General features: G+C 70.6%; 20 protein-coding genes. 13 read left to right on the top strand and 7 right to left on the bottom strand.

The genetic code is table 11. The annotated features are described in order from the left end of the window. Positions 1–63: 63 nt before the first annotated feature. Both ABZ915_RS22235 and ABZ915_RS22230 read left to right on the top strand, forming a co-directional pair. Positions 64–933 (top strand): hypothetical protein, encoded by an 870-nt coding sequence (locus ABZ915_RS22235; RefSeq protein ID WP_361805651.1) that lies wholly within the window; start codon positions 64–66, stop codon positions 931–933. A 226-nt stretch (positions 934–1,159) separates the two neighbouring features. Next, entirely contained in the window at positions 1,160–1,990 is an 831-nt protein-coding gene (locus ABZ915_RS22230) for a hypothetical protein (protein ID WP_361805648.1), read from the top strand. A gap of 327 nt (positions 1,991–2,317) precedes the next feature. Here the strand turns inward: ABZ915_RS22230 and ABZ915_RS22225 are convergent, their stop codons facing one another. Further along, positions 2,318–4,699, bottom strand: coding sequence for an HAD-IC family P-type ATPase (locus ABZ915_RS22225; protein ID WP_361805645.1), 2,382 nt, complete (start codon positions 4,697–4,699; stop codon positions 2,318–2,320). Positions 4,700–5,175: 476 nt separating this feature from the next. Further along, complete coding sequence (locus tag ABZ915_RS22220) at positions 5,176–5,442, bottom strand: DUF2530 domain-containing protein (RefSeq protein ID WP_361805642.1); 267 nt, start codon at positions 5,440–5,442, stop codon at positions 5,176–5,178. A 153-nt stretch (positions 5,443–5,595) separates the two neighbouring features. Between ABZ915_RS22220 and ABZ915_RS22215 the strand changes: the two genes are divergently transcribed. Further along, entirely contained in the window at positions 5,596–7,047 is a 1,452-nt protein-coding gene (locus ABZ915_RS22215; RefSeq protein ID WP_361805639.1) for an NCS2 family permease, read from the top strand. A 9-nt stretch (positions 7,048–7,056) separates the two neighbouring features. Here the strand turns inward: ABZ915_RS22215 and ABZ915_RS22210 are convergent, their stop codons facing one another. Then, positions 7,057–7,239, bottom strand: coding sequence for a CopG family antitoxin (locus ABZ915_RS22210; RefSeq protein ID WP_361805636.1), 183 nt, complete (start codon positions 7,237–7,239; stop codon positions 7,057–7,059). Between the two features lie 155 nt (positions 7,240–7,394). Here ABZ915_RS22210 and ABZ915_RS22205 point away from each other — a divergent pair, with 155 nt between their 5' ends. The 3 genes from ABZ915_RS22205 to thpR all read left to right on the top strand — a co-directional run bounded on the left by ABZ915_RS22205 (position 7,395) and on the right by thpR (position 9,881). Further along, entirely contained in the window at positions 7,395–7,832 is a 438-nt protein-coding gene (locus tag ABZ915_RS22205) for a MarR family transcriptional regulator (protein WP_361442699.1), read from the top strand. Between the two features lie 46 nt (positions 7,833–7,878). Next, positions 7,879–9,231, top strand: a complete 1,353-nt coding sequence (locus ABZ915_RS22200; RefSeq protein ID WP_361805633.1) for an MFS transporter — start codon at positions 7,879–7,881, stop codon at positions 9,229–9,231. A gap of 65 nt (positions 9,232–9,296) precedes the next feature. Next, positions 9,297–9,881, top strand: a complete 585-nt coding sequence (gene thpR / locus ABZ915_RS22195) for an RNA 2',3'-cyclic phosphodiesterase (RefSeq protein WP_361805630.1) — start codon at positions 9,297–9,299, stop codon at positions 9,879–9,881. A gap of 278 nt (positions 9,882–10,159) precedes the next feature. Here the strand turns inward: thpR and ABZ915_RS22190 are convergent, their stop codons facing one another. From ABZ915_RS22190 to ABZ915_RS22180, 3 genes are all read right to left on the bottom strand, one after another. Continuing rightward, positions 10,160–11,152, bottom strand: coding sequence for an aldo/keto reductase (locus tag ABZ915_RS22190; protein ID WP_361805628.1), 993 nt, complete (start codon positions 11,150–11,152; stop codon positions 10,160–10,162). A 99-nt stretch (positions 11,153–11,251) separates the two neighbouring features. After that, positions 11,252–11,845, bottom strand: a complete 594-nt coding sequence (locus ABZ915_RS22185) for a Uma2 family endonuclease (protein ID WP_361805625.1) — start codon at positions 11,843–11,845, stop codon at positions 11,252–11,254. A 90-nt stretch (positions 11,846–11,935) separates the two neighbouring features. Beyond that, complete coding sequence (locus ABZ915_RS22180; RefSeq protein ID WP_361805622.1) at positions 11,936–12,616, bottom strand: GDSL-type esterase/lipase family protein; 681 nt, start codon at positions 12,614–12,616, stop codon at positions 11,936–11,938. 118 nt (positions 12,617–12,734) lie between these two features. On the opposite strand from ABZ915_RS22180, the gene ABZ915_RS22175 reads away from it, so the two are divergent. Together ABZ915_RS22175 and ABZ915_RS22170 are read left to right on the top strand one after the other, a co-directional pair. Further along, positions 12,735–13,727, top strand: a complete 993-nt coding sequence (locus ABZ915_RS22175) for a WD40 repeat domain-containing protein (RefSeq protein ID WP_361805619.1) — start codon at positions 12,735–12,737, stop codon at positions 13,725–13,727. A 129-nt stretch (positions 13,728–13,856) separates the two neighbouring features. After that, the gene (locus ABZ915_RS22170) at positions 13,857–15,404 is read left to right on the top strand and encodes a cellulase family glycosylhydrolase (RefSeq protein WP_361805616.1); all 1,548 of its coding nucleotides are present in this window, start codon (positions 13,857–13,859) and stop codon (positions 15,402–15,404) included. A gap of 122 nt (positions 15,405–15,526) precedes the next feature. On the opposite strand, the gene serC is transcribed toward ABZ915_RS22170, so the two are convergent. Next, positions 15,527–16,645, bottom strand: a complete 1,119-nt coding sequence (serC, locus tag ABZ915_RS22165; RefSeq protein WP_361805613.1) for a phosphoserine transaminase — start codon at positions 16,643–16,645, stop codon at positions 15,527–15,529. A gap of 156 nt (positions 16,646–16,801) precedes the next feature. Here serC and ABZ915_RS22160 point away from each other — a divergent pair, with 156 nt between their 5' ends. From ABZ915_RS22160 to ABZ915_RS22140, 5 genes are all read left to right on the top strand, one after another. Beyond that, entirely contained in the window at positions 16,802–19,669 is a 2,868-nt protein-coding gene (locus tag ABZ915_RS22160) for an FAD-binding and (Fe-S)-binding domain-containing protein (RefSeq protein ID WP_361805610.1), read from the top strand. 213 nt (positions 19,670–19,882) lie between these two features. Next, complete coding sequence (locus tag ABZ915_RS22155; RefSeq protein WP_361805607.1) at positions 19,883–20,017, top strand: hypothetical protein; 135 nt, start codon at positions 19,883–19,885, stop codon at positions 20,015–20,017. Positions 20,018–20,146: 129 nt separating this feature from the next. Beyond that, positions 20,147–22,282 (top strand): ABC transporter ATP-binding protein, encoded by a 2,136-nt coding sequence (locus ABZ915_RS22150; protein WP_361805604.1) that lies wholly within the window; start codon positions 20,147–20,149, stop codon positions 22,280–22,282. A gap of 86 nt (positions 22,283–22,368) precedes the next feature. Beyond that, a complete protein-coding gene (locus tag ABZ915_RS22145) occupies positions 22,369–23,274 on the top strand; it encodes an EamA family transporter (protein ID WP_361806290.1) in 906 nt (301 codons plus the stop codon). 117 nt (positions 23,275–23,391) lie between these two features. After that, positions 23,392–25,095 (top strand): NAD-dependent malic enzyme, encoded by a 1,704-nt coding sequence (locus ABZ915_RS22140; RefSeq protein WP_361805601.1) that lies wholly within the window; start codon positions 23,392–23,394, stop codon positions 25,093–25,095. Positions 25,096–25,117: the final 22 nt, after the last annotated feature.

The following is a 25,117-nucleotide window of genomic DNA, read 5'->3' as shown; positions in this document are numbered from 1 at the left end:
TGAGTCAACAGACTCCCCGATCACTTGGGCCCCGTGCCCACCCTTCTCCATCAGGGGAAACACATGCGCATTCGTGCCACTGTGGCCGCCGTCTCCGGCGCCCTGGCTCTCTCCGCGTTCGCCGTCCCGGCCGCGCAGGCCGACGCCTCGTCGTACCGCGCCGACGCCGCGCAGGCCGTCTCGCACGCCGCTTCCGGCAAGACGGCGTTCACCGCCACCACGGCCGCGGACCTGGACGTCACCTTCTCGAACTTCAAGATCGCCAAGGCGGTCAAGGTCGGCACCACCAACCACGTCGCCACCTCGGTGACCTACACGCTGACCCACGGCGCCGACGTCGACATCACCTCCGAAGACTTCGCCAACGGCCCGTTCATCTACAAGGGCTCCTCCGACGCCCCGGACAACATGCTGTTCGGTGACGCCCCGGCGACCTGCTCCGCGACCTCGGCGACCACCGCCACCTGCAAGGGCAACATCGACATCTACCCGGGCCCGAACGACGAGGAGCTGCTGAACTCCGACGCCGGCACCTGGCACGGCGGCGCCCTGGCCCTCAACTACACCACCGAGGACAGCGCCGCCCAGTTCGGTCTCGGCACCACCCTGGTGCAGCGCTACTCCAAGCTGACGGTCAACGCCTCGCCGGAGCCGGTGAAGAAGGGCAAGACCATCACGGTCACGGGCAAGCTGTCCCGCGCCAACTGGGAGGACCACCAGTACCACGGCTACACCAGCCAGTCCGTCCAGCTCCAGTTCCGCAAGAAGGGCTCCAGCACCTACACCACGCTGAAGACCATCAAGTCGGACTCCACCGGCAACCTGAAGACCACGACCACCGCGTCGGTCGACGGCTACTTCCGCTACAGCTTCGCGGGCACCTCGACCACCCCGGCGGTCAGCGCCACGGGTGACTTCGTCGACGTGCAGTAGGCAGTAGGCAGTAGGCAGTAGGCAGGACCCGTTTTCGGCCCCAGGACGCAGCCGGCCTCCTGGGGCCGAAACGCTTCCTCTGCCTCTGCTTTCGGCCATCCGTGTGCAATAGCCACGCAAAAACTGGCCGGATCCGGCCACCGGCGTACAACCAGCCGCACGCGTCACTGATCAGAGCTGTCGAGTCAAGAGACTCCCCGATCACTCCTCCCACATGGGGAACGCAATGCGCATCCGTGCCACCGTGGCCGCCGTCTCCGGCGCCCTGGCCCTCTCCGCCCTCGCCGTGCCCGCCGCGCACGCCACCGGGTCCAGCGGTACGCCGTACACGATGGACGTCAGTTTCTCCAACCTCAAGATCGCCTCGGCGATCAAGGTCGGCACCACCAACCAGGTCAGCACCACGTACTCGTACACGCTGACCCACGGCGCCGACGTGGACGTCACCGCGTCCGACTTCTTCAGCGACGCCTACCTCTACCGCGGCACCCTGGACGACCCGAGCAAGACGCTGGAGGGCGACGACTTCGCCACCTGCACGGTCACCTCGTCGACCACCGCCACCTGCACGGGCACCGTCGACATCCACCCGGGCGAGGGCGAGCTCAAGAACGCCGACGCCGGCGGCTGGACCGTCGCCGCCGAGGCCTACGCCTTCAACGGCCAGGACCCGGACAACCCCGACCTCAGCAAGGTCGGCTTCAAGGACCAGGGCAGCCTCGCCACCAGCAACGTGCAGCGCTACTCCAAGCTCACGGCCAACGCGGGCCCGGAGCCGGTGACCAAGGGCAAGACCCTCACCACCACGGGCAAGCTGTCCCGCGCCAACTGGGAGGACGGCCTGTACCACGGCTACACCAGCCAGCCGGTCAAGCTCCAGTTCCGCAAGGCGGGCACGACCACGTACACCACCGTCAAGACGGTGACCTCGGACTCGTCCGGCAACGTGCAGGCCACCGCCACCGCGCAGTACGACGGCTACTGGCGCCTCTCCTTCGCGGGCACCTCGACCACCCCGGCGGTCAGCGCCACGGGTGACTACGTCGACGTGCGGTAACCCTCGTCCGGCCGCTACGACGCCATGGTCCGGCCGAAGGCGGCCTTCGCCTCATCGAGGGCCGCCGCGTCCGCGGGCCGTACGGTGATTCGTCCGCCCACCCGTTCCAGCGGGACGAGCGAGGTGACGAGCAGGCTGTGCCCCAGCTCCCGCTGGACTTCGGCACGTCGAGGAACCCGGCCGCGCCCTCGGCGAGGGCGTGCTACAGCTGCCCGCCGTGATATCCCGCGTCCCAGACCGTCTCGTCGCCGTGTTCGATGGGGTGACTCAATCCGTGATCTCCAGTCTGGGGTCGAGGACAGGATCATGTGGCCCGCGGTGTGACGCTCACGCCGGAAAGCGGCGGTCGACCCACTTCCACAGGAACTCCAGGGCGACCGCCGCCACCGCCGAGACGGCCACCGCCGTCCAGGGCATCGCGACACCCACCAGCTTCAGGGCGAAGAAGGTCTGGAGGGCGGGCACCGCCAGGACGCAGACGAACGCCAGGCCCATCGAGACCACCAGGACCACCCGCCACCAGGTGTAGGGGCGGGCGATGATCGCCAGGACCCACATGGAGATCAGGAAGAGGGTCAGGGTGGCCGCGCTCGTCTCCGCCTCCAGGGAGCCGGCGCCGGTGTAGTGGTGCCGGGCGACGAGATACATCACGAAGGTCGCCACCCCGGCCACCAGCCCGCCCGGCACCGCGTACCGCATCACACGCCGTACGAAGTGCGGGCGGGCGCGTTCCCTGTTGGGCGCGAGGGCGAGGAAGAAGGCCGGGATGCCGATGGTGAGGGTGGACAGCAGCGTCAGGTGCCGCGGGAGGAACGGGTACTGCACTCCCCAGCACACCACCAGCACGGCCAGCAGCACCGAGTAGACGGTCTTGACCAGGAACAGGGTCGCCACCCGGGTGATGTTCCCGATGACCCGTCGGCCCTCCGCGACCACCGACGGCAGCGTGGCGAAGCTGTTGTCCAGCAGCACGATCTGCGCGACCGCGCGGGTGGCCTCCGAGCCCGATCCCATCGACACGCCGATATCGGCGTCCTTCAGCGCCAGTACGTCGTTCACGCCGTCGCCGGTCATCGCGACCGAGTGCCCCTTCGACTGGAGCGCGCCGACCATCTCCCGCTTCTGCTGCGGAGTGACCCGGCCGAAGACGGTCGCCCCGTCCAGCGCGTCCGCCATCCCGTGCCGCTCGGCGGGCAGCCGGCGCGCGTCGACCGCCGAACCGCCGAGCCCGAGCTTGGCGGCGACGGCGCCCACGGAGACCGCGTTGTCACCCGAGATGACCTTGGCGCGGACGTCCTGGTCGGCGAAGTAGCGCAGGGTGTCGGCGGCATCGGCCCGCAGGCGCTGCTCCAGTACGACGAGGGCGGCGGGCGCGGCCCCGTCGACGACGTCGGGGACGTCCAGGTCGTCCCGGCCCGCGCGGGCCAGCAGCAGGACACGCAGACCCTGCTCGTTGAGCCGCTCGGTCTCGGCCAGGGCCGGATCACCGGCCGGCAGCAGGACATCGGGCGCGCCGAGCAGCCAGGTGCTCGTCTCGCCGTCGCCCTCGCTGAACCTGGCGCCGCTGTACTTGCGGGCCGAGGAGAAGGGCAGCGACTCCACGCAGCGCCACTCCTCGCTGTCCGGGTAGGCGTCGATGATCGCGCGGAGCGAGGCGTTGGGACGGGGGTCGGACTCGCCGAGGGCGCCGAGGACCCGTCGTACGTACGCCTCGTCGTGTCCGTCCATGGCCCGCAGCTCCGTGACGTCCATCCCGCCCTCGGTGAGCGTGCCCGTCTTGTCCAGGCAGACGGTGTCGACGCGGGCGAGGCCCTCGATGGCGGGCAGCTCCTGCACGAGGCACTGCTTGCGGCCGAGCCGGATGACGCCTATCGCGAAGGCGACGGAGGTGAGCAGCACCAGCCCCTCCGGGACCATCGGGACGATGCCGCCGACGGTCCGGGCGACCGAGTCCTTCAGCCCGTGCTGCTTGACCACGAGCTGGCTGATGACGAGGCCGACCGCGGTCGGGACCATCATCCAGGTGACGTACTTGAGGATGGTCGAGATGCCGGAGCGCAGCTCGGAGTGGACCAGCGTGAAGCGGGAGGCCTCCTCGGCGAGCTGCGCGGCGTAGGCCTCGCGGCCGACCTTCGTCGCCCGGAAGGCGCCGCCGCCCGCGACGACGAAGCTGCCGGACATGACGCGGTCGCCGGAGGCCTTGACGACGGGGTCGGCCTCACCGGTGAGCAGCGACTCGTCGATCTCCAGCCCGTCGGCCTCGACGCATTCACCGTCCACGACGATCTTGTCGCCGGGCCCGATCTCGATGAGGTCGCCGAGCACGATCCCGGACGTCCGCACCTCGGTCGTGACGCCGTCACGGCGGACGGTCGGTCTGGCCTCGCCGATGACGGCCAGCGAGTCCAGGGTCTGCTTCGCGCGCCACTCCTGGAGGATGCCGATGCCGGTGTTGGCGAGGATGACGAACCCGAAGAAGCTGTCCTGGATCGGCGCGACGCACAGCATGACCAGCCAGAGCACGCCGATGATCGCGTTGAACCGGGTGAAGACGTTCGCGCGGACGATGTCGGTGAGGGAGCGGCTGCTGCGTACGGGGACGTCGTTGACCTCACCGCGCGCGACACGCTCCGCCACCTCGCCCGAGGTCAGGCCGCCGGGCCGGGTCGGCGCGTGCAGCCTTGTACCGGCCGCGTCGATGTGCGTCATGCATTCGACGGTACGTGCGGATTTGAACCTTCACCTGCCGAATGGGTGTACGACGGGGGCTTCCCCGAGCCCTGTTTCCCGTCGAGGGGCATCCGCCTCGGGCCCCCGTTTCCCACCCACCCACCCATGACGGCCAACTGAGAGGCCGCCCCCTCCTGGGGCTCCGCCCCAGACCCCGACGGCACCCCTTGCGGGTCTCCGCTCCTGCATCCCGGCGGGGGGGCTCCGCCCCCTGCACCCCTTCGGGGTGGCGGGGGCTCCGCCCCCTGCACCCCTCCGGGGCTCCGCCCCCAGACCCCGGCGGGGACTGACTCCTGCCCCCCATCGGGCTTCGCCCGTCGCCCCCGGCTTACGCCTCTCAACCCCGGTCGGCATCATCCAGCCTGTCCGGCGTTTGAGGACGAGGCCCGTTCAGGGCCGATGCGGGGGTCTGGGGGCGGCAGCCCCCAGCAGGGCCCGGCTACAGCGGGGGGCGACTATTCAGCGGGCCCCGGCTGGACAGTTGCCGCTCGCTTGATCGCCGCGTCGCGTCGGCGGACGTACCAGACGCCGATGAGGCCGAGGCCGCCGCCGGCCAGGCAGGTCCAGATCCACCAGGTGTGGCCGCGGTCGGCGTACCAGCCGTAGAAGGGGAGCTGGGCGAGGAAGAGGACGAACCAGACGATCGTGCCGCCGGTGATCGTGGCGACCACGGGGCCTTCCAGCGGCTCCGGGGCCTCATGCGTGGGGGTCCACTTCTCCATGCGCACAGCTTACGAGGTGATCAGGTCTACGCGCGGAGATGGCGCTCACAGAGTTATATGTTCATACTGAAACGGTTTGTGTTTGGCAACTTATATTCGTAGGAAACACCAAACGGGCCAGGGGGAACGCCCGCTGGTGACGAAAGGTCACGCATGTCCACCTCGGCCCCAGCCAAGGTCCCCGCTCCGGAACAGCCGGGCAACGCGCCCGCGTACGGCGCGATCGACCGCTTCTTCAGGATCTCGGAGCGGGGCAGCACGCTGTCGCGCGAGGTCCGTGGCGGTTTCGCCACCTTCTTCGCGATGGCGTACATCATCGTGCTGAACCCGATCATCCTCGGCAGCGCGAAGGACATGTACGGGCATCAGCTCGACCACGGCCAGCTGGTCACGGCCACCGCCGTCACCGCCGCCTTCACGACCCTCCTCATGGGCGTCATCGGCAACGTCCCGATCGCCCTCGCGGCCGGTCTCGGCGTCAACTCGGTCGTCGCCCTCCAGCTCGCCCCCCGGATGTCCTGGCCGGACGCGATGGGCATGGTCGTCCTCGCCGGCCTCGTCGTCATGCTGCTCGTCGCCACCGGCCTCCGCGAGCGCGTGATGAACGCGGTGCCCTACAGCCTGCGCAAGGCGATCTCCATCGGCATCGGCCTGTTCATCATGCTGATCGGCCTCGTCGACTCCGGCTTCGTCACCCGTATCCCGGACGTCGCCCAGACCACCGTCCCGCTCCAGCTCGGCGCCACCGGCCACCTCAACGGCTGGCCGGTGCTGGTCTTCATCCTGGGCACCCTGCTCACCCTCGCGCTGATCGTGCGCAAGGTCTCCGGGGCGATCCTCATCTCGATCGTGTCGATGACCGTGCTCGGCCTGATCATCAACGCGGTCACGCACGTGCCCACCTGGGGCCTCACCACCCCGAAGTGGCCGGGCAACCCGGTCGGCACCCCCGACTTCGGGCTCATCGGCCAGGTCAGCCTCTTCGGCGGCTTCGGCAAGGTCGGCGCGCTGACCGGCATCCTCTTCGTCTTCACCGTGCTGCTGTCCTGCTTCTTCGACGCCATGGGCACGATCATGGGCGTCAGCGACGAGGCCAAGCTCACGGACGCCCAGGGCCAGATGCCCGGCATCAACAAGGTGCTGTTCGTGGACGGCATCGCCGTCGCCGCCGGCGGCGCCAGCTCCTCCTCGGCCACCACCTGCTTCGTGGAGTCCACCGCCGGAGTCGGCGAGGGCGCCCGCACCGGCCTCGCCAACATCGTCACCGGCGGCCTGTTCGCCATCGCCCTCTTCCTGACCCCGGTCGCCACGATGGTCCCGTCCCAGGCGGCCACCCCGGCCCTGATCGCGGTCGGCTTCCTGATCCTGGCCGGCTCCGTCAAGGAGATCGACTGGTCCGACTACACCCTCGCCATGCCGGCCTTCGTGACGATGGTGATGATGCCGTTCACCTACTCGATCACCAACGGCATCGGCATGGGCTTCATCACCTTCGTGGTGCTGCGCCTGGCGGCCGGCCGCGGTCGCGAGATCCCCGTACCGATGTACGTCGTCTCCGCCGTGTTCGCCTTCTACTACCTGATGCCGGCCCTCGGCCTCACCTGATCGCCCGGGTCACGTGACCCCGTAGAACCTCTCCGTCTCCTCGACGGCGGTCTGGAACCGCTCGTCGAAGTCGTTCCGAATGAGCGTCTGGACCACGTAGTCCTGGACGCTCATTCCTCTTTTGGCGGCCTGGTCGCGGAGCCGTTCGAGCAGCTCGTGGTCTATGCGCAGGCTGAGCACGCTGGTCCCCATGCGTACGAGGGTCCCGGCACCCTTCGGCGCGTTGCGTCACGTTCCGCGCTGAGATCACCCGAATGAGTGATATCGGGGTTCAGTGGCCAGGGTCACGGGTGTATGGCCGTGTCTCCGGTGGTCTTTAGCGAGAGTAATGAGTTACTCTAAAGAACATGCCGGACCTTACCCATGGCGACGACGCGGCCGCCGTGAACTCACTGCGCTCCGCCGTGATGCGACTCTCCCGTCGCCTCAAGCACCAGCGCGTCGACGAGTCACTGAGCCCCACCGAGATGTCGGTACTGGGCACCCTGTTCCGCTGCGGCAGCGCCACCCCGGGCGAGCTCGCCCGCAAGGAGCACGTGCAGCCGCCCTCGATGACCCGCATCGTGGCCCTGCTCGAGGCCAAGGGACTGGTCCGCCTGGAACCGCACCCCGAGGACCGACGGCAGAAGGTCGTCACCCAGACCGAGCAGGCCGAGGCGATGCTGGAGGAGAGCCGCCGCAAGCGCAACGCCTTCCTGGCCGGCCTGGTCGACGGCCTCGACGAGGACGAGTGGGCCAAACTGCGCGCCGCCGCCCCCGTGCTGGAGAAACTCGCACACCTGTAACTCGCACCACCGGTAAGCAGTGCCCATCGCAAGGAGGCGAACCCTTTTGAGTACGGGATCCGGAGCAGCTTCCGCCCCCGCACCGGCCACCCACGACTCCCCGCCCGCCCCCCGGCGCAAATCCTCGATGTTCAGCTCGCTGAAGATCCGGAACTACCGCCTCTTCTTCATCGGCCAGGTCGTCTCCAACACCGGCACCTGGATGCAGCGCATCGCCCAGGACTGGCTCGTACTCAGCCTCACCGGCTCCTCCGCGGCCGTCGGCATCACCACGGCCCTCCAGTTCCTGCCGATGCTGCTCTTCGGCCTGTACGGCGGTGTCCTCGTCGACCGCCTGCCCAAGCGCCCCACGCTGCTGGTCACCCAGGCGTCGATGGCCGTCACCGGCCTCGCGCTCGCCGCGCTGACCCTCACCGGCCAGGTCCAGGTCTGGCACGTCTACCTCGCCGCCTTCGCCGTCGGCCTCGCCACGGTCGTCGACAACCCGGCCCGCCAGTCCTTCGTGTCCGAGATGGTCGGCCCCGAGCAGTTGCAGAACGCGGTCAGTCTGAATTCGGCCAACTTCCAGTCCGCCCGTCTGGTCGGCCCCGCCGTCGCGGGCGTCATGATCACCGGCGTCGGCACCGGCTGGGCCTTCCTCTTCAACGGCCTCTCGTTCGTCGCGCCCATCGCCGGCCTGCTGCTGATGCGCGCCCGCGAGCTGCACGTCGTCGACCGGGCGCCGAGGGGGAAGGGCCAGCTCCGCGAAGGCCTGCGCTACGTCGCCGGCCGCCCGGACCTCATCTGGCCGATCGTCCTCGTCGGCTTCATCGGCACTTTCGGCTTCAACTTCCCGGTGTGGCTCTCCGCCTACGCCGACGACGTCTTCCACGCGGGCGCCGGCGCCTACAGCCTCTTCAACACCCTCATGGCGGTCGGCTCACTGTTCGGCGCCCTCCTCGCCGCCCGGCGCGGCACGGCCCGGCTGCGCGTGCTGATCGCGGCCGCCGCGGCCTTCGGCGCCCTGGAGATCGTGGCCGCGCTGGCCCCGTCGTACTGGCTGTTCGCGCTGCTCATGATCCCGATAGGGATCGCCGGCCTGACGGTCAACGTCACCGCGAACACCGCCGTCCAGATGGCCACCGACCCGGCCATGCGCGGCCGAGTGATGGCCCTGTTCATGATGGTCTTCATGGGTGGTACGCCGCTGGGCGCCCCGGTCGTCGGCTGGATCACCGACACCTACGGCCCCCGCGTCGGCTTCGTCCTCGGCGGCGTCGTCTCGGCCGCCGCCGCCGTCACCATCGGCCTGGTCCTCGCCCGCATCGGCGGCCTGCGCCTGTCGGTGGCCTGGCACCACGGCCACCCGCGGCTCCGGTTCGTGCCGCGCGAACGGGAGCAGCTGGCGGCGGTGGCCTGAGGCCGGGCCCCGGCCCCGACGGCGGGGGCTCGGGCGGAACAGTCCCCGATGCCACCCTGGTCCCTATGAGACTCTTCGCCGCTGTGCTGCCCCCGCCGGACGTCACCGAGCAACTCGCCGCCGAAGTAGCCGAACTGAAAAGCCTCCCCGGGGCGGACGCCCTCCGCTGGACCGGCCGCCCCGGCTGGCACTTCACCCTCGCCTTCTACGGAGAGGTCGACGACGAACTCGTACCCGACCTGTCGGCCCGCCTGAAGCGCGCGGCCGGCCGCACCCCGTCCTTCCCGCTGGCACTGCGCGGCGGCGGCCAGTTCGGTCACGGCCGGGCCCTGTGGACGGGGGCCGAGGGTGACCTGCCGACCCTGCGGCTCCTGGCCGAACGCGCGGAGGCGGCGGCACGCAAGGCGGGCGTGCCGATGGGGGAGCACCGCCGGTACAAGGCCCACCTGACGGTCGCCAGAAGCCGGGACGCGGTGGACGTGCGTCCCTACGTGGACTCCCTCGCCGCCTTCGCCGGCAGCACCTGGACGGTCGGCGAGCTGGTGCTGGTCCGCAGCAACCTGCCGAAATCCGGAGTGCCCGGCGAGCAGCCCCGGTACGAGGCGGTCGATCGCTGGGCACTCGGAGGGATCACCGGCGGGGCCGGTTAGGCTCGGACACGTGGACCCGAAAACCCGGAACCGGATCATGGCCGGTGCGCTCGTGCTGATGTTCGTGTTGGTGGCGTTGGCGGCGGTGCACGGAAAGTAGACCGTGGATCAGCAGCCCGTGGATCAGCAGCCCGTGGATCAGCAGCCCGTGGATCAGTAGGCCGTGGATCAGTAGGCCGTGGATCAGTAGGCCGTGGATCGGTAGTTCGTGGATCGGTAGGCCTTCGACCGCCGCCACCACCGCTACCGCCGCCACCGCCGCCCCGCCGCCGGGCCTGCTACCAGGCGAAGGCCTCCGGCGACGGCCCCGGGCCCGGGAAGATCTCGTCCAGCCCGGTCAGCACCTCCGCCGACAGCTCCAGCTCCACGGCCCGCACGGCGGACGCCAGCTGCTCGGCCGTGCGCGGACCCACGATCGGACCGGTCACACCAGGCCGGGTCAGCAGCCACGCGAGCGCGACCTCGCCCGGCTGGAGGCCGTGCTTGTCGAGGAGGTCCTCGTAGGCCTGGATCTGATCCCGGATGGCGGTGTTGGCGAGGGAATCGGCGGCCCGGCCGCTGGCCCTGCGCCCGCCCTCGACCTCCTTCTTGATGACCCCGCCCAGCAGCCCGCCGTGCAGCGGCGACCAGGGGATCACCCCGAGCCCGTACTCCTGCGCGGCCGGGATCACCTCCATCTCGGCCCGGCGCTCGGCGAGGTTGTACAGGCACTGCTCGCTGACGAGGCCGATGGTGCCACCGCGACGGGCGGCGATCTCGTTCGCCTGGGCGATCTTGTAGCCGGGGAAGTTGGAGGACCCGACGTAGAGGATCTTGCCCTGCTGGACCAGGACGTCGATCGCCTGCCAGATCTCCTCGAACGGGGTGCGGCGGTCGACGTGATGGAACTGGTACACGTCGATGTAGTCGGTCCGCAGCCGCTTCAGGCTGGCGTCCACCGCCCGCCTGATGTTCAGCGCCGACAGCTTGTCGTGGTTGGGCCAGGCCTCGCCGTCGGCGGCCATGTTGCCGTACACCTTGGTGGCGAGCACGACCTTGTCACGCCGGTCGCCGCCCTTCGCGAACCAGTTGCCGATGATCGATTCCGTACGGCCCTTGTTCTCGCCCCACCCGTACACATTGGCGGTGTCGAAGAAGTTGATGCCCGCGTCCAGCGCCGCGTCCATGATCGCGTGGCTGTCGGCTTCCTCCGTCTGAGGGCCGAAGTTCATGGTGCCGAGGACGAGTCGGCTGACCTTGAGTCCGGTACGTCCGAGCTGCGTGTACTCCATGGGACACAAGCCAACGGCTTGGAGTGCGCTCTATGCAAGCGATCAGCGGGGTTCAGCGGCAGCGCCCGAACCCGAGCCCCCGCCACCGCCCCGTAGGAGTCAGTCGCGAGGGAAGTCGTCGGTCTTGAGGACGAGGTCGACGACTGTGCCGGTCAGGTCGATGTCGGTGCCGAAGTCCACCGGAACCCTGTTCTCGTAGTCGCCGTCCTTGGGGCCTGTGTAGACGTAGCACCGCCCCTGGTAGGGATCGGCGACGACGTAGACGGGGACCTCGGCGTTCGCGTAGGCGGTCTTCTTCGGGCCGTAGTCGTTCGGAGCCGTGCCCTCGGAGATGACCTCGGCGACGAATTCGACGTCCTGGTACCGCCAGTGGCCTTCGCCGTCCGGCTTCGCCGAGTCCTTGAGCATGGCGACGTCCGGGCAGAAGCCGTTCTGATGGCCCGGAAAGTCGATGCGGACGTCGGAGAACACCATGACGTCCCTGCCGAACCTGTCCTCGACCGCCCACAGGAACCGGCGGATGATCTGCCAATGCGTGTTCCGCTGCGGCGTCATGAAAACGTTGCCCCCGACGATCTCGACCCTGAATCCTTCGGGGACGGGCATTCGCTCGAGACGCTCGAACCACTCGTCCAACCGCTCGGTGTTGGCGTCGGCGTCGGCCATCTCGATCCTGTCTTCAAGGACGGTCATCGTGGCGCTCCTCCCCGGCCGCCCCCGCACGGGTGCAGCCGCGCAGTACAACGATACGCACGGTGACCGGGGCACGCCGGGATCAAGTCATCATGTTCCAGCCACGTACTCGTGTCCGATCCCCCACTCCTCCCACATCGCCCGCGCGAACGCCCCCGCCAGCTTCCGCTCCCCGCTCTCGTTCGGGTGGGTGCCGTCGTACGTGTCGGTGTGGATGTCGTACGACTCCGGGATCGGGGCCAGCAGGAGGGAGGACGTCGGCTCGTCCAGGTCCGCCACCGTCTTCGCCAGCAGCTCGTTGAAGGCCGTCACCTGCACGGCGAAGGAGTCGTCCGCCTCGGCCCGGATGTTCGGGATCACCGGCAGCAGCACCATCCGCACGCGCGCGTTCACCTCCCGCGCGCCGGCCACGAACGCCCGGACGTTCTCGGCCGTCTGCTCGGCGTTCGTGTAGAAGCCGAGGTCGATCAGGCCCAGGGAGACCAGCAGGACGTCGGGTCGGTGTTCGCGTACCACGTCGCCGATCAGCGGGACCATGTGGGCCCAGCCCTCGCCCCAGCCGGCCAGGTGGGCGCGGGGGAAGTCGGGGTCGGCGTAGGCGTACGAGGTCGGGGCGTCCGTCGTCTTGTCGTGGAGCGTCTCGCGCGGGCCGACGAAGGTGAAGGGGCCGCCGCGGGTGGCGCAGAGGTGCTGCCACAGCCGGTAGCGCCACGTGTATTCGCCCGCGCTCCCGATCGTCATGGAGTCACCGACGGGCATGAACCTGAGCATCCGCTCATGATGAACGATCACGGGACCGGGTGGGATGTGAGGCCCACCACGCCCGTCGTACGTCCCCCGGTCGGCCGTCCGTCCCTCAACGGTCCGCCGGGATGGCAGGCTTGGGGGCATGCGTCGATCGCTCGCCCTGCTCGCCGGGGTTCTGCTCACGGGTGTGTTCGCCGTGCCCGCCTCCGCCGCCGACGGTGACGGCGCCGGTGACCAGGGATTCACGATCAAGGACCCGAAGATCACCGAGTCCAGCGGCCTCGCCGCCTCCCACCTGCACCCCGGGATCTACTGGACGCACAACGACAGCGACGACGGCCCGTACATCTACGCCGTGGACAGCAGGACCGGGAAGACCGTCGCCACCGTGACCCTGAAGGGCATCGGTTCCCCGCGGGACGTGGAGGCGATCTCCATCGGGCCCGGGAACGAGATCTACGTCGGCGACATCGGTGACAACCTCGGCGGCAAGTGGCCGTACGTGTGGGTCTACAAGCTGCCCGAGCCGAAGGTGCTGAAGGACCAGACCGTCACGGCCACGCAGTACGTCGTCAAGTACGCGAACGGGCCCCGGAACGCCGAGTCCCTGCTCGTCCATCCCAAGACCGGGCGGGTCTACATCATCGACAAGAACGAGGACGGGGGGCACCTGTACGAGGGGCCGGCCCGGCTCTCCTCCTCCGGCAGCAACATCTTCAAGCCCGTCGCCGCCATCGACCTGTGGGCGACGGACGCCGCCTTCTCGCCCAACGGCCGGCAGCTCGCCGTACGCGGCTACTTCGGCGGCATCTACTACGACTGGAACGGCGGGAAGATCAAGCGGCGGGGCCGGCTGGACGTGCCCTTGCAGGGGCAGGGGGAGTCCGTCAGCTACTCGCCCGACGGGACCAAGCTCATGTACGGCAGCGAGGGCGCCGACAGCTCCGTACAGGCGCAGGACGCGCCGAGCGGTGCCTCGTCCGGCAAGTCCTCGTCGAGCAGCGGGAGTTCCGCCTCGGGCGACGGCGGTGGGGGTGGCGTCGGTTCCGGCGACGGCTTCAAGGTGGGTGCCGTCGCCGTCGCCGCGGGGGCCCTCGTGCTCTTCGGGCTGCGGCGGCTGCGGCGCCGGGGCTGAAACAGACCTCGACGCGGTGTCTTGACGTGAGCATGGTGGCTCAGTTTGCTGGTGGAGCGCGGTGGATGGGAGCGCTCCCATCGTTCCGGGGCCGCGCCTCCCCCGAGACCCCCGAGAGGACCCAGCCACATGTTCCGCAGCTTGCGAAGAGCGCTGTGCGCTGCCGCGGCGGCGCTCCTCATCCCCCTGACGGGCGCGCAGACGGCTCACGCCGACAGCGCCACCGCCCCCGGCGCCGCCCCTAGAGCCGCCGCCCCCGGAGCCGGTTACTGGCACACCAGCGGCCGGCAGATCCTGGACGCGGCCGGGCAGCCGGTCCGGATCGCCGGGATCAACTGGTTCGGCTTCGAGACCGGCAACTACGTCGTGCACGGCCTCTGGTCACGCGACTACAAGAGCATGATCGACCAGATGAAGTCGCTGGGCTACAACACGATCCGGCTGCCCTACAGCGACGACATCTTCAAGAGCTCCACCGTCCCCAACAGCATCGACTTCTCCAGCGGCAAGAACGCCGACCTCCAGGGGCTCAACTCCCTCCAGGTCATGGACAAGCTCGTCGCGTATGCCGGGCAGGACGGGCTGAAGGTCATCCTCGACCGGCACCGGCCCGACTCCGGCGGTCAGTCGGCGCTCTGGTACACCTCGTCCGTCCCCGAGTCGACCTGGATCGCCGATCTGAAGTCCCTGGCGGCGCGGTACAAGGGCCAGGACACCGTCATCGGCATCGACCTGCACAACGAGCCCCACGATCCCGCCTGCTGGGGCTGCGGAGACCAGGCCACCGACTGGCGGCTCGCCGCCCAGCGCGCGGGCGACGCCGTCCTCTCCGTCAACCCGGACCTGCTGGTCTTCGTCGAGGGCGTGCAGTCGTACAACGGCGTCTCCGGCTGGTGGGGCGGCAACCTGATGGGGGTCGCCCAGTATCCGGTGCAGCTCAGCGTGGCCAACCGGGTCGTGTACTCCGCCCACGACTACGCCACCAGCGTCGCCCAGCAGAGCTGGTTCAGCGATCCCACGTTCCCCGCCAACATGCCGGGCGTCTGGGACAAGTACTGGGGCTACATCTTCAAGCAGAACCTCGCCCCCGTGTGGGTCGGCGAGTTCGGTACGACCCTCCAGTCGACCGTGGACCAGAAGTGGCTGGCCGCGCTGGTCAGTTATCTGCGGCCCACGTCGACCTATGGCGCCGACAGCTTCCACTGGACCTTCTGGTCCTGGAACCCCAACTCCGGTGACACCGGCGGGATCCTCAAGGACGACTGGGCGACCGTGGACACCGTGAAGGACGGGTACCTGGCGAGCGTCAAGGCGTCACTGTTCCCGGGCACGGGCGGCGGAAGCGGTGGTGGCGGTGGAGGAGGCGGGGGCGGTACCGGCTCCTGCGGGGCCACCTACACCGTCAGCAGTGACTGGGGCAGCGGCTTCAACGCCGACGTCAAGGTCACCAACACCGGGACCACGGCGATCAGCGGCTGGAAGGTGACCTGGACCTGGAGCGGCTCGCAGCAGGTCACCAACATGTGGAACGCGTCGTACACCCAGAGCGGCGGGACCGTCACCGCCGTGAACGCCGCGCACAACGGGGCGCTCCCCGCTGGCGGTTCGGCGAGCTTCGGCTTCGGTGGCGCGCCCGGTGGCGGGGGAGTGCCCACCCTGACGTGCACGGTTACCTGAAAAGCCAGATGAGAAAGGGCGCCCGGTGAGCACCGGGCGCCCTCCTCGCAGTACAGAGCCGTTCAAAGTTCGTACGGGTTCGTACGCGTTGTACGGGGTCGTACGGGTTCGTACGACCTCGGCTACAGCTTCTCGATCACGTAGTCGACGCACTTCGTCAGCGCCTCGACGTCCGCCGGGTCGATCGCCGGGAACATCGCGATGCGCAGCTGGTTGCGGCCGAGCTTGCGGTAGGGCTCGGTGTCGACGATGCCGTTGGCGCGCAGCACCTTGGCGACGGCCGCCGCGTCGATCTCGTCGGAGAAGTCGATCGTGCCGATGACCTGGGAGCGCTTGGCCGGGTCGGAGACGAACGGGGTGGCGTACTTCGACTCCTCCGCCCAGCTGTACAGGCGGGTCGAGGAGTCCTTGGTGCGGCCGGTGGAGAAGGCCAGGCCGCCCTGGCCGTTGAGCCACTCCAGCTGCTGGTTGAGCAGGAAGAGGGTGGCGAGGGCCGGGGTGTTGTACGTCTGGTTCTTGCGGGAGTTGTCGATCGCCGTGGGGAGCGAGAAGAACTCCGGGACGTGGCGGCCGCTCGCGTGGACGCGCTCGGCGCGCTCGATCGCGGCCGGGGAGAAGACGCCGATCCACAGGCCGCCGTCGGAGGCGAAGGACTTCTGCGGGGCGAAGTAGTAGACGTCGGTCTCGGCGATGTCGACCGGGAGGCCGCCGGCGCCGGAGGTGGCGTCGACGAGGACGAGCGCGCCTTCGTCGGCACCGGCCACGCGCTTGATCGGCATGGCGACGCCGGTGGAGGTCTCGTTGTGGGTGAGGGCGTAGACGTCGACGCCCGCCTCGGCCTGGGCCTCGGGGTGGGTGCCGGGGTCGGCGGCGATCACGGTGGGCTCGGCCAGCCAGGGGGCGAGCTTGGCCGCCTTGGCGAACTTGGAGGAGAACTCGCCGAAGTTGAGGTGCTGGGACTTGTTCTCGATCAGTCCGTGGGTGGCGATGTCCCAGAAGGCGGTGGAGCCGCCGTTGCCGAGCACGACCTCGTAGCCCTCCGGGAGGGAGAACAGGGAGCTGATGCCTTCGCGAACCTGGCCCACGAGGTTCTTGACCGGGGCCTGGCGGTGCGAGGTGCCGAGCAGCGAGCTGCCGGTCGCGGCGAGCGCGTCCAGCGCCTCGGTGCGCACCTTGGAGGGGCCCGCGCCGAAACGTCCGTCGGCGGGCTTGATGTCAGCGGGAATCTGGATGTCGGCCACGAGTCGGAGGGTATCCGCTGGGCGAAACCGGACGGAACCGTGTCCGTCGGATGAGACAAGATCGCCGAGCTCTGGACTTGTGAGGTTGTACGACGATACGGGTGGGGTTGTGGAAAACTCGCGGTGACTGTGTGTGAGCAGATGCATCCTGGACGCATGACGGAACACACGGGGCTTGAGGCGGAGCTGCGCGGGGCCGTCCGGGGCGAGGTCGGCTTCGATGTCACCTCCCGGGCGCTCGTGACCATGGACGCGTCCAACTACCGGCGGGTCCCCCTGGGCGTGGTGGCCCCGCGGGACGCGGAGGACGTGGCAGCCGTGCTGGAGGTGTGCCGGGCGCGCGGGGTGCCGGTGGTGGCGCGGGGCGGGGGGACGTCGATCGCGGGGCAGGCGACGGGCACGGGCGTGGTGCTGGACTTCACCCGGCACATGAACCGCCTGCTGGAGCTCGATCCCGGCTCCCGCACGGCGGTCGTCCAGCCGGGGCTGGTCCTGGACCGGCTCCAGGAGGCGGCGGCCCCGCACGGGCTGCGGTTCGGCCCCGATCCGTCCACGCACAGCCGGTGCACGCTCGGCGGGATGATCGGCAACAACTCCTGCGGCTCGCACTCGGTGGCCTGGGGGACCACGGCGGACAGCGTCCGTGAACTGGAGGTGCTCACCGCGCACGGGCGGCGGCTGCGGCTCGGCAAGGACTGGTCCGGGGCGCCGGACGGTCTGCGCGCGCTGGTGGAGGGCGAGCTGGCCCGGCTGCGCACCGGCTTCCCGGAGCTGCCCCGCCGGATCTCCGGGTACGCGCTGGACGCCCTGCTCCCCGAGAAGGGCGCCGACGTCGCCCGCTCCTTCTGCGGCTCGGAGGGGACGCTGGGCGTGCTGACGGAGGCGGTCGTCCGGCTGGTCGAGGCGCCGCGCGCGCGTGCCCTGGCCGTGCTGGGGTACGCCGACGAGGGCGCGGCCGCCGATGCCGCCGCCGGGCTGCTGCCATGGGGGTCCCCCCGCTCGAGCGAAGCCGAGAGTGGGGGACGGCCGCTCACGGTGGAGGGCATGGCGGCCGACCTGGTGCGGTCCCCGGCCGGGCTGCCCAAGGGCGCCGCCTGGCTGTTCGTGGAGACCGGCGGGGACACGGCGGCTCAGGCACGCGCGCGTGCGGAGGCGATCGTCCGGGCGGCCGATGTCGTGGGCGCGTCCGTCGTGACCGACCCGGGGGAACAGCGCGCCCTGTGGCGCATCCGCGAGGACGCCAGCGGCACGGCGACCCGGATGCCGGACGGCTCCGAGGCCTGGCCCGGCTGGGAGGACTGCGCGGTACCGCCCGCCCGGCTCGGTGCCTACCTGCGCGACTTCCGGGCCCTGCTGTCCGCGCACGGCCTGCGCGGCACCCCGTACGGCCACTTCGGGGACGGCTGCATCCACGTCCGTATCGACTTCGACCTGCTCACCGAGGCGGGTGTCGGCCGCTTCCGCCGCTTCTCCGAGGAACTCGCCGACCTGGTCGTGGCCCACGGCGGCTCGCTCTCCGGCGAGCACGGCGACGGGCAGGCCCGCGCCGAGCTGCTGCCCCGGATGTACGGCGACGAGCTGGTGGCCCTCTTCGGACGCGCCAAGGCCCTGTGGGACCCCGACGACCTGCTCAACCCCGGCATGCTGGTCCGCCCGGCACCACTGGACGCCGACCTCCGCTTCGCCGTGCTGCCGCGCGAGCCGGTCGACGTGGCCTTCGGCTACCCGGCCGACGACGGCGACTTCTCGGCCGCCGTCCGCCGGTGCGTAGGGGTGGCCAAGTGCCGTACGACGGCGGCGACGGGCCCCGCCGTCATGTGCCCCTCGTTCCGCGCGACCGGCGAGGAGGAACACTCCACCCGTGGGCGGGCCCGGCTGCTGCACGAGATGCTCGCGGGCGAGCTGGTCACCGACGGCTGGCGCTCCACCGAGGTCCGGGACGCGCTGGACCTGTGCCTCGCCTGCAAGGGCTGCCGGTCGGACTGCCCGGTCGGGGTCGACATGGCCACGTACAAGGCGGAGTTCCTGCACCACCACTACCGGGGCAGGCGCCGCCCCGCCGCGCACTACGCGATGGGCCGGCTGCCGCTGTGGCTGCGCTGGATCGACCGCACCCGTACCGCGCCGCTGCTCAACGCCCTGGCGGGGATACGGCCGCTCGCCCGCGTGGCCCGGCGGCTGGGCGGGATCGCGGACGAGCGGGAGATTCCGCGGGTGGCGGGCCGGACGTTCAGCCGGTGGTGGCGGCGGCGGGACCGGACGCCCGGCGCCGGTCCCGGCGGCGGGCGTCCCGTCGTCCTGTGGCCGGACACCTTCACCGAGCACCTCTCGCCCGAGGTGGGCCGGGCGGCCGTACGGGTGCTGGAGGACGCCGGGCTGCGGGTGGAGGCACCCCGGGGCGGGGTCTGCTGCGGGCTGACGTACGTCTCCACGGGCCAGCTCGACCACGCCCGCAAGGTCATGCGCCGCACCCTCGGCCTGCTGGGCCCGGTCCTCGACGCGGCGACGCCGGTCGTCGTCCTGGAGCCCAGCTGTGCGGCCACCCTCCGCGGTGACCTGCCCGAGCTGCTGCACGACGACCCGCGCGCGGCACGGCTGGCGTCGGCGGTGGTCACCTTCGCGGAGGCGCTCCAGCGGTACGCCCCCGACTGGACCCCGCCGCCCGTGAACCGCCCGGCGGTCGGCCAGACCCACTGCCACCAGCACGCGGTACTCGGCGACGCGCCCGACCGCCGGCTGCGTGCGGCGGCGGGCCTGACCGGCGAGCTGAGCGGTGGCTGCTGCGGGCTGGCGGGCGACTTCGGCTTCGAGAGAGGTCACTTCGAGGTGTCGCGGGCCTGCGCGGAGGAGCAGTTGCTGCCCTCGGTCCGGGAGGCGCCGGAGGGCGCGGTGGTCCTGGCGGACGGGTTCTCCTGCCGTACGCAGCTGGAGCAGTTGGGCGGGGTGCGGGGGCGGCACTTGGCGGAGGTGCTGGCGAATGCCCTGCCCGAGGCGGCCGCCGGCCGGCCCGTCGCCGAGCGCTGAAGCGCCATTTCTCAGGTTTCTCAAAGGAACCGCGGGCTTCCCCAAGCGGCTCCCAGGTTCACAAAGAAACTCTCAGCTTCTCCCAGGGAGTTCACAGGGCTCCTTTGCCATTTTTGCCGTTCCGGCGCATGAGAAGTGTGTAAGTTTCTCGGTGTCGGGTTCCGGAAACGGAATTCAGCACCTCACGTACAGCGCGAAACAAAGGAGTCGGAAATGAGCCTCAAGAGGCTGGCCCCGCTGCCCCCGAAGCCGAAGTCGAAGCAGCTGCCGCCCCCGCCGAAGCCGAAGCCCAGGAAGAAGCACGCGCCGGCTCCCGCCCCCAAGCCGCTGCCCGGCCAGGACCGCTGAACCGGCTGACCGGCTGACCGGCCGGTCGGGCTGATCGAGCGACAAAGAAAAAGGGGTCGATGGTGCACCGTCGACCCCTTTTCTTCATTCCGGGAATTCTGGAGACGAAAAGCAGAGAGGGAGCGGGAAATGAACCTGGACGAGGATGACGGTGAGGAGTACGAATACGAGGAAACGCCCACCATTCCCGCCCGTACCGCTTTCCGCCGTTTCTGGCCGCTGACCAGAGGTCTGCGCCGCTGGCTCCTGGTCGTCTGGGTCTGCACCGTGCTCGCCGCGCTGGCCGAGACCGAGGCCATCCTGCTGTTCGGCGACCTCACGGACAACGCCCTGGAGAAGGGGTCGCTGGGCGCGTTCTGGTCCCCGGCGGTCAAGTGGCTGGGTGTCGCGGCGGTCGGCGCGGCCGTCGCGTACGCGGGAAACTCCCTCGCCGCCTGGGCGACGGAGCGCTTCGTCATGCGGCTGCGCGAGCACGTCTTCGACCATGTACAGCAACTGCCCCCGCACTTCTTCCAGCGGCACCGCCAGGGCGACCTGCTCTCCCGTCTGACCAGTGACGTCGAGGCGATCGAGACGATGGTCGTGTCGGGTCTCGTGGGCGCCGCCTCCGCCGCCTTCTCCGCCCTGTTCTACGCGGCCGCCGCGTTCTGGCTGCGCTGGGACCTGGCCGCCGCCACCTTCGTCCTCGCCCCCCTTTTCTGGCTGGCGGCCCGGCGCTTCTCCGGCGCCATCAAGGACGTCTCCCGCGAGGGCCGGGTCGCCGACGGCGCGATCACCTCGGTGGTCGAGGAGTCCCTCGGCAACATCGTGCTCACCCAGGCCTACGACCGCCGGGACGCGGAGCGCCGCCGTCTGAGCGAGGAGGCGAACGCCTGGTTCCGCGCCTCGGTCCGCTCGACCCGGCTGAACGAGGCGTACGAACAACTGGTGCAGGTCATCGAGACGGTCTGCGTCCTCGCCGTGATCGGCATCGGCGCCTGGGAGATCTCCACCGGCCGGATGACCCTCGGCCAGCTCCTCGCCTTCTCCGCGTTCCTCGGCTACCTCTACCCGCCGGTGCGCGGCCTGGCCCAGCTCGGCCTCACGGTGACGGCGGCCACGGCGGGCGCCGAGCGGCTCATCGAGATCCTGGACGTGCGGCCGGCGGTCACCGACCCCACGCGCGGCGGCACGGAGGCCGGCCGCCCGGACGGCACGGTCGAGGTGCGGAACGTGTACTTCGGTTACCCCGGCACGGAGAAGCCCGCCCTGAAGGACCTCTCCTTCACGGTCAGCCCCGGCGAGCTGGTGATCATCACCGGCCCGAGCGGCGCCGGCAAGTCCACGGTCTCCAAGCTCCTCCTCCGCTTCTACGACCCGGACGCGGGCGACCTGCTCCTCGACGGCGTGTCCCTGCGGGACTTCCCCCTGGCCCGCCTGCGCGAGTACGTCACCCTGCTCCCCCAGGAGACCCTGGTCCTGCACGACACCGTCCGCGCGAACATCGCCTGCGGCCGGCCCGGCGCCAGCGACCAGGCGATCGAGGAGGCGGCGAAGGCGGCCGACGCCCACGACTTCATCGTCCGGCTCCCCGAGGGCTACGACACCAGGGTCGACCCGAACTCGGCCCGTCTCTCCGGCGGCCAGCTCCAGCGCCTGGCGATAGCCCGCGCCATCCTGCGCGACGCGCCGGTCCTGGTGCTGGACGAGCCCACGACGGGCCTGGACGCGATGGCGGCCCGCCGTGTCGTCAAGCCCCTGCGCCGCCTGATGAGCGGCCGTACGACGATCATGATCACCCACGACCTCAACCTCGCCCCCGACGCCGACCGCATCCTGGTCGTGGACCGGGGCCGCATCGTGGAAACCGGCCGGCACGAGGAACTGCTCGCGCGGGGCGGGGCGTACGCACGACTGCACCGCTCGCAGAACAACGCGGTGATGGACACGGGGGAGCTGCGCCTGCCGCTGTCCTTCGAGACCGGTCAGGGGACGTACGTACAGGACGCGCACGCCCCCGGGAACGGTCACGGCGCGTACGGCACCACGGCGGCGACCTGGCCCGAACCCCAGCCCCAGCCCCAGCCCGCGTACGCGCACGGTTACGAGTACGGGTACGGCTACGGACAGGGCCATGGGCACGAACAGGGCCACGGGCACGGGCATGTGTACGGCAATTCCTACGGGCCCGACCCCCACGCCGCCGTCCCCACCGTCCTCCCCGACGGACGCCCCCTGTTCCGCGACGAGACAGTCTATTACCCTGGACCTGAAAGTACACCGTGATGAACGATCAGGGTCGCCTCTGATCCGCACCAGCCCCAGGACCGCCCGTGAGCACTTCCCGCGCCGCCGCCCCGTCGTCCCCGCCCGTGATCTCCGGAGGCGGTGGCGGCAGTCCCCGCCGGTTCGGTTCGCTCGGGCCGGTGGGTCTGGTGCTGGCCGGCGGCGTCTCCGTGCAGTTCGGCGCCGCCGTCGCCGTGACCCTGATGCCCCGGGCCGGCGCGCTCGGCGTGGTGACGCTGCGGCTGTTCGCGGCGGCGGTGGTCCTGCTGCTGGTCTGCCGCCCCCGGTTGCGGGGCCACTCGCGTACCGACTGGGGCACGGTGATCGTCTTCGGCATCACGATGGGCGCGATGAACGGCCTGTTCTACCAGGCGGTGGCCCGCATCCCGCTGGGAGCGGCCGTCACCCTCGAGGTCCTCGGCCCCCTCACCCTCTCCGTCCTGGCATCCCGCCGCGCCGTCAACGCGGTCTGGGCGGGCCTGGCCCTCCTCGGCGTCTTCCTCCTGGGCGGCGGAGGCTTCGGCGACCTCGACCTGGTGGGCGTCGCCTTCGCGCTGGGCGCGGGAGCGATGTGGGCCGCCTACATCGTCTTCAGCGCGCGTACGGGCCGCCGCTTCCCCCAGGCGGACGGGCTGGCGCTGGCCATGGCGGTGGCGGCGCTGCTGTTCCTGCCGCTGGGCGTGGCCGAGTCGGGCGGCAAGCTCCTCGACCCGGTGACGGTCGGCCTGGGCTCAGCGGTCGCGGTCCTCTCCTCCGTCCTCCCCTACACCCTCGAACTCCTCGCCCTGCGCCGCCTCCCCGCCTCCACCTTCGCCATTCTCATGAGCCTGGAACCGGCCATCGCCGCGACCGCCGGCTTCCTGATCCTCGACCAGACCCTCTCGCCCTTCCAGGCCCTCGCCATCGCCCTGGTCGTCGCGGCCAGCATGGGCGCCGTGCGGACGCAGGTGGGGCGGCGAGGGCGGCGCGAGATGGTGGCGCCGGACGCCTGAACGGCCGTAGGCACCGGGCGGACCCCCGCCGGGTCCGGCACACTCCTGATTGGGACAGACCTGGACGGAAAGGCGACAAGGGCAGGCACCGGCGCAGACCTTCCGGCAGGAGGCCCCATGACGGCCGAGCGGGACACCACGTACAAGCCTCTGAAGATCACGGCCCGCGGCAGGGCCGTCCTCAGCGACCCGCGGCTCAACCGGGGCACCGCGTTCACCGAGGAGGAGCGCCGGGCCCTGGACCTGGTCGGCCTGGTGCCGCCGCGCGTGCTCACCCAGGACGAGCAGGCCGACCGCGCCTACGCCCAGTTCCGCGAGCAGCCGGGCGACCTCGCCCGGAGCGTCAACCTGACCGCCCTGCACGACCGCAACGAGGTGCTGTTCTACCGGCTCGTCGGCGACCACCTCGAGGAGATGCTGCCCATCGTCTACACCCCGACCGTGGGCACGGCCATCAAGCGCTACAGCTACGAGTATCGGCGCCCGCGAGGGGTGTACCTGTCCGTCGACGCCCCCGACGACATCGAGCGCTCCCTGCGCGCCGCGGGCCTCGGCCCCGACGACGTCGACCTGATCGTCGCCACCGACGGCGAGGCCATCCTCGGCATCGGCGACTGGGGTGTCGGCGGCATCGACATCGCCGTCGGCAAGCTCGCCGTGTACACGGCCGCCGCCGGGATCGACCCGCGCCGCACCATCCCCGTCATGCTCGACGTCGGCACCAACCGCCGGGAACTCCTCGACAACCCCCTCTACCTCGGCAACCGGCACCCCCGTGTCGACCGCGACACCTACGACGCCTTCATCGACGCCTACGTCACCACCGCGACCAAGCTCTTCCCCCGCGCCCTGCTGCACTGGGAGGACTTCGGCCCCGCCAACGCCCGCCGCATCCTCGACCACTACCGCGACCGCGTCTTCACCTTCAACGACGACATCCAGGGCACCGGCGCCGTCAACCTCGCCGCCGTCCTCTCCGGCGCCAAGGCCAGCGGCATGCCCCTGCGCGAGCACCGCATCGTCGTCTTCGGCGCGGGCAGCGCCGGAATCGGCATCGCCGACCAGCTCCACGACGCCCTGGTCGCGGAGGGACTGCCGGCCGACGAGGCCACCGCCCGCTTCTGGTGCGTCGACCGCTACGGCCTGCTCACCGACGACCAGGGAGACAAGCTCCGCGACTTCCAGGTGCCCTACGCCCGCCCCGCCGACGAGGTCTCCGACTGGCGGCGCGACGACGACCTGCCCGGCATCCCGCTCGACGAGGTCGTCCGCCGGGTCCGCCCCACCATCCTCGTCGGCACCTCCGGCCAGGGCGGCGCCTTCACCGAGCCCGTCGTCCGCGAGATGGCCGAGCACACGGAGCGGCCGATCATCCTCCCGCTCTCCAACCCGACCGACCTGTCCGAGGCCGAGCCCGCCGACCTCCTCGCCTGGACCGACGGCAAGGCCCTCGTCGCCACGGGCAGCCCCTTCGCCCCGGTGGAACACGGCGGCACGACCCATCACATCGGGCAGGCCAACAACGCCCTCATCTTCCCCGGCCTCGGCCTCGGAGCGATCGTCGCCCAGGCCTCCCATGTCACCGACCGCATGCTGCGGGCCGCGGCGGACGCGGTCGCACGGCAGACGGACGTGACCGACCCGGGCGCGCCCGTACTCCCTCCCGTCCACGACCTGCGCGCCACCTCCACGGCGGTCGCCGCCGCGGTGGCCACGGCAGCGGCGGAGGACGACGTCGCCCGTGCCGACCTGAACGACGTGGACGGGGCCGTGCGAGCGGTGATGTGGGCGCCGGTCTACCCGCCGATCGAGGCGGTCTGACGGACCGCGGCGGCGAACGCGC

This window comes from Streptomyces sp. NPDC046915 (assembly GCF_040644935.1).
Classification (GTDB): Bacteria; Actinomycetota; Actinomycetes; order Streptomycetales; family Streptomycetaceae; genus Streptomyces.
The sequence above is the reverse complement of the archived record's forward strand: the minus strand, read 5'-3'. Positions and strand labels throughout refer to the sequence as shown.

Bases quoted from the DNA above. Each gene is read 5' to 3' on its own strand.
- ABZ915_RS22235 (WP_361805651.1), top strand. From the start codon at position 64: ATGCGCATTCGTGCCACTGTGGCCGCCGTCTCCGGCGCCCTGGCTCTC.
- ABZ915_RS22230 (WP_361805648.1), top strand. From the start codon at position 1,160: ATGCGCATCCGTGCCACCGTGGCCGCCGTCTCCGGCGCCCTGGCCCTC.
- ABZ915_RS22225 (WP_361805645.1), bottom strand. From the start codon at position 4,699: ATGACGCACATCGACGCGGCCGGTACAAGGCTGCACGCGCCGACCCGG.
- ABZ915_RS22220 (WP_361805642.1), bottom strand. From the start codon at position 5,442: ATGGAGAAGTGGACCCCCACGCATGAGGCCCCGGAGCCGCTGGAAGGC.
- ABZ915_RS22215 (WP_361805639.1), top strand. From the start codon at position 5,596: ATGTCCACCTCGGCCCCAGCCAAGGTCCCCGCTCCGGAACAGCCGGGC.
- ABZ915_RS22210 (WP_361805636.1), bottom strand. From the start codon at position 7,239: ATGGGGACCAGCGTGCTCAGCCTGCGCATAGACCACGAGCTGCTCGAA.
- ABZ915_RS22205 (WP_361442699.1), top strand. From the start codon at position 7,395: ATGCCGGACCTTACCCATGGCGACGACGCGGCCGCCGTGAACTCACTG.
- thpR (WP_361805630.1), top strand. From the start codon at position 9,297: ATGAGACTCTTCGCCGCTGTGCTGCCCCCGCCGGACGTCACCGAGCAA.
- ABZ915_RS22190 (WP_361805628.1), bottom strand. From the start codon at position 11,152: ATGGAGTACACGCAGCTCGGACGTACCGGACTCAAGGTCAGCCGACTC.
- ABZ915_RS22185 (WP_361805625.1), bottom strand. From the start codon at position 11,845: ATGACCGTCCTTGAAGACAGGATCGAGATGGCCGACGCCGACGCCAAC.
- ABZ915_RS22180 (WP_361805622.1), bottom strand. From the start codon at position 12,616: ATGCTCAGGTTCATGCCCGTCGGTGACTCCATGACGATCGGGAGCGCG.
- ABZ915_RS22175 (WP_361805619.1), top strand. From the start codon at position 12,735: ATGCGTCGATCGCTCGCCCTGCTCGCCGGGGTTCTGCTCACGGGTGTG.
- ABZ915_RS22170 (WP_361805616.1), top strand. From the start codon at position 13,857: ATGTTCCGCAGCTTGCGAAGAGCGCTGTGCGCTGCCGCGGCGGCGCTC.
- ABZ915_RS22160 (WP_361805610.1), top strand. From the start codon at position 16,802: ATGACGGAACACACGGGGCTTGAGGCGGAGCTGCGCGGGGCCGTCCGG.
- ABZ915_RS22155 (WP_361805607.1), top strand. From the start codon at position 19,883: ATGAGCCTCAAGAGGCTGGCCCCGCTGCCCCCGAAGCCGAAGTCGAAG.
- ABZ915_RS22150 (WP_361805604.1), top strand. From the start codon at position 20,147: ATGAACCTGGACGAGGATGACGGTGAGGAGTACGAATACGAGGAAACG.
- ABZ915_RS22140 (WP_361805601.1), top strand. From the start codon at position 23,392: ATGACGGCCGAGCGGGACACCACGTACAAGCCTCTGAAGATCACGGCC.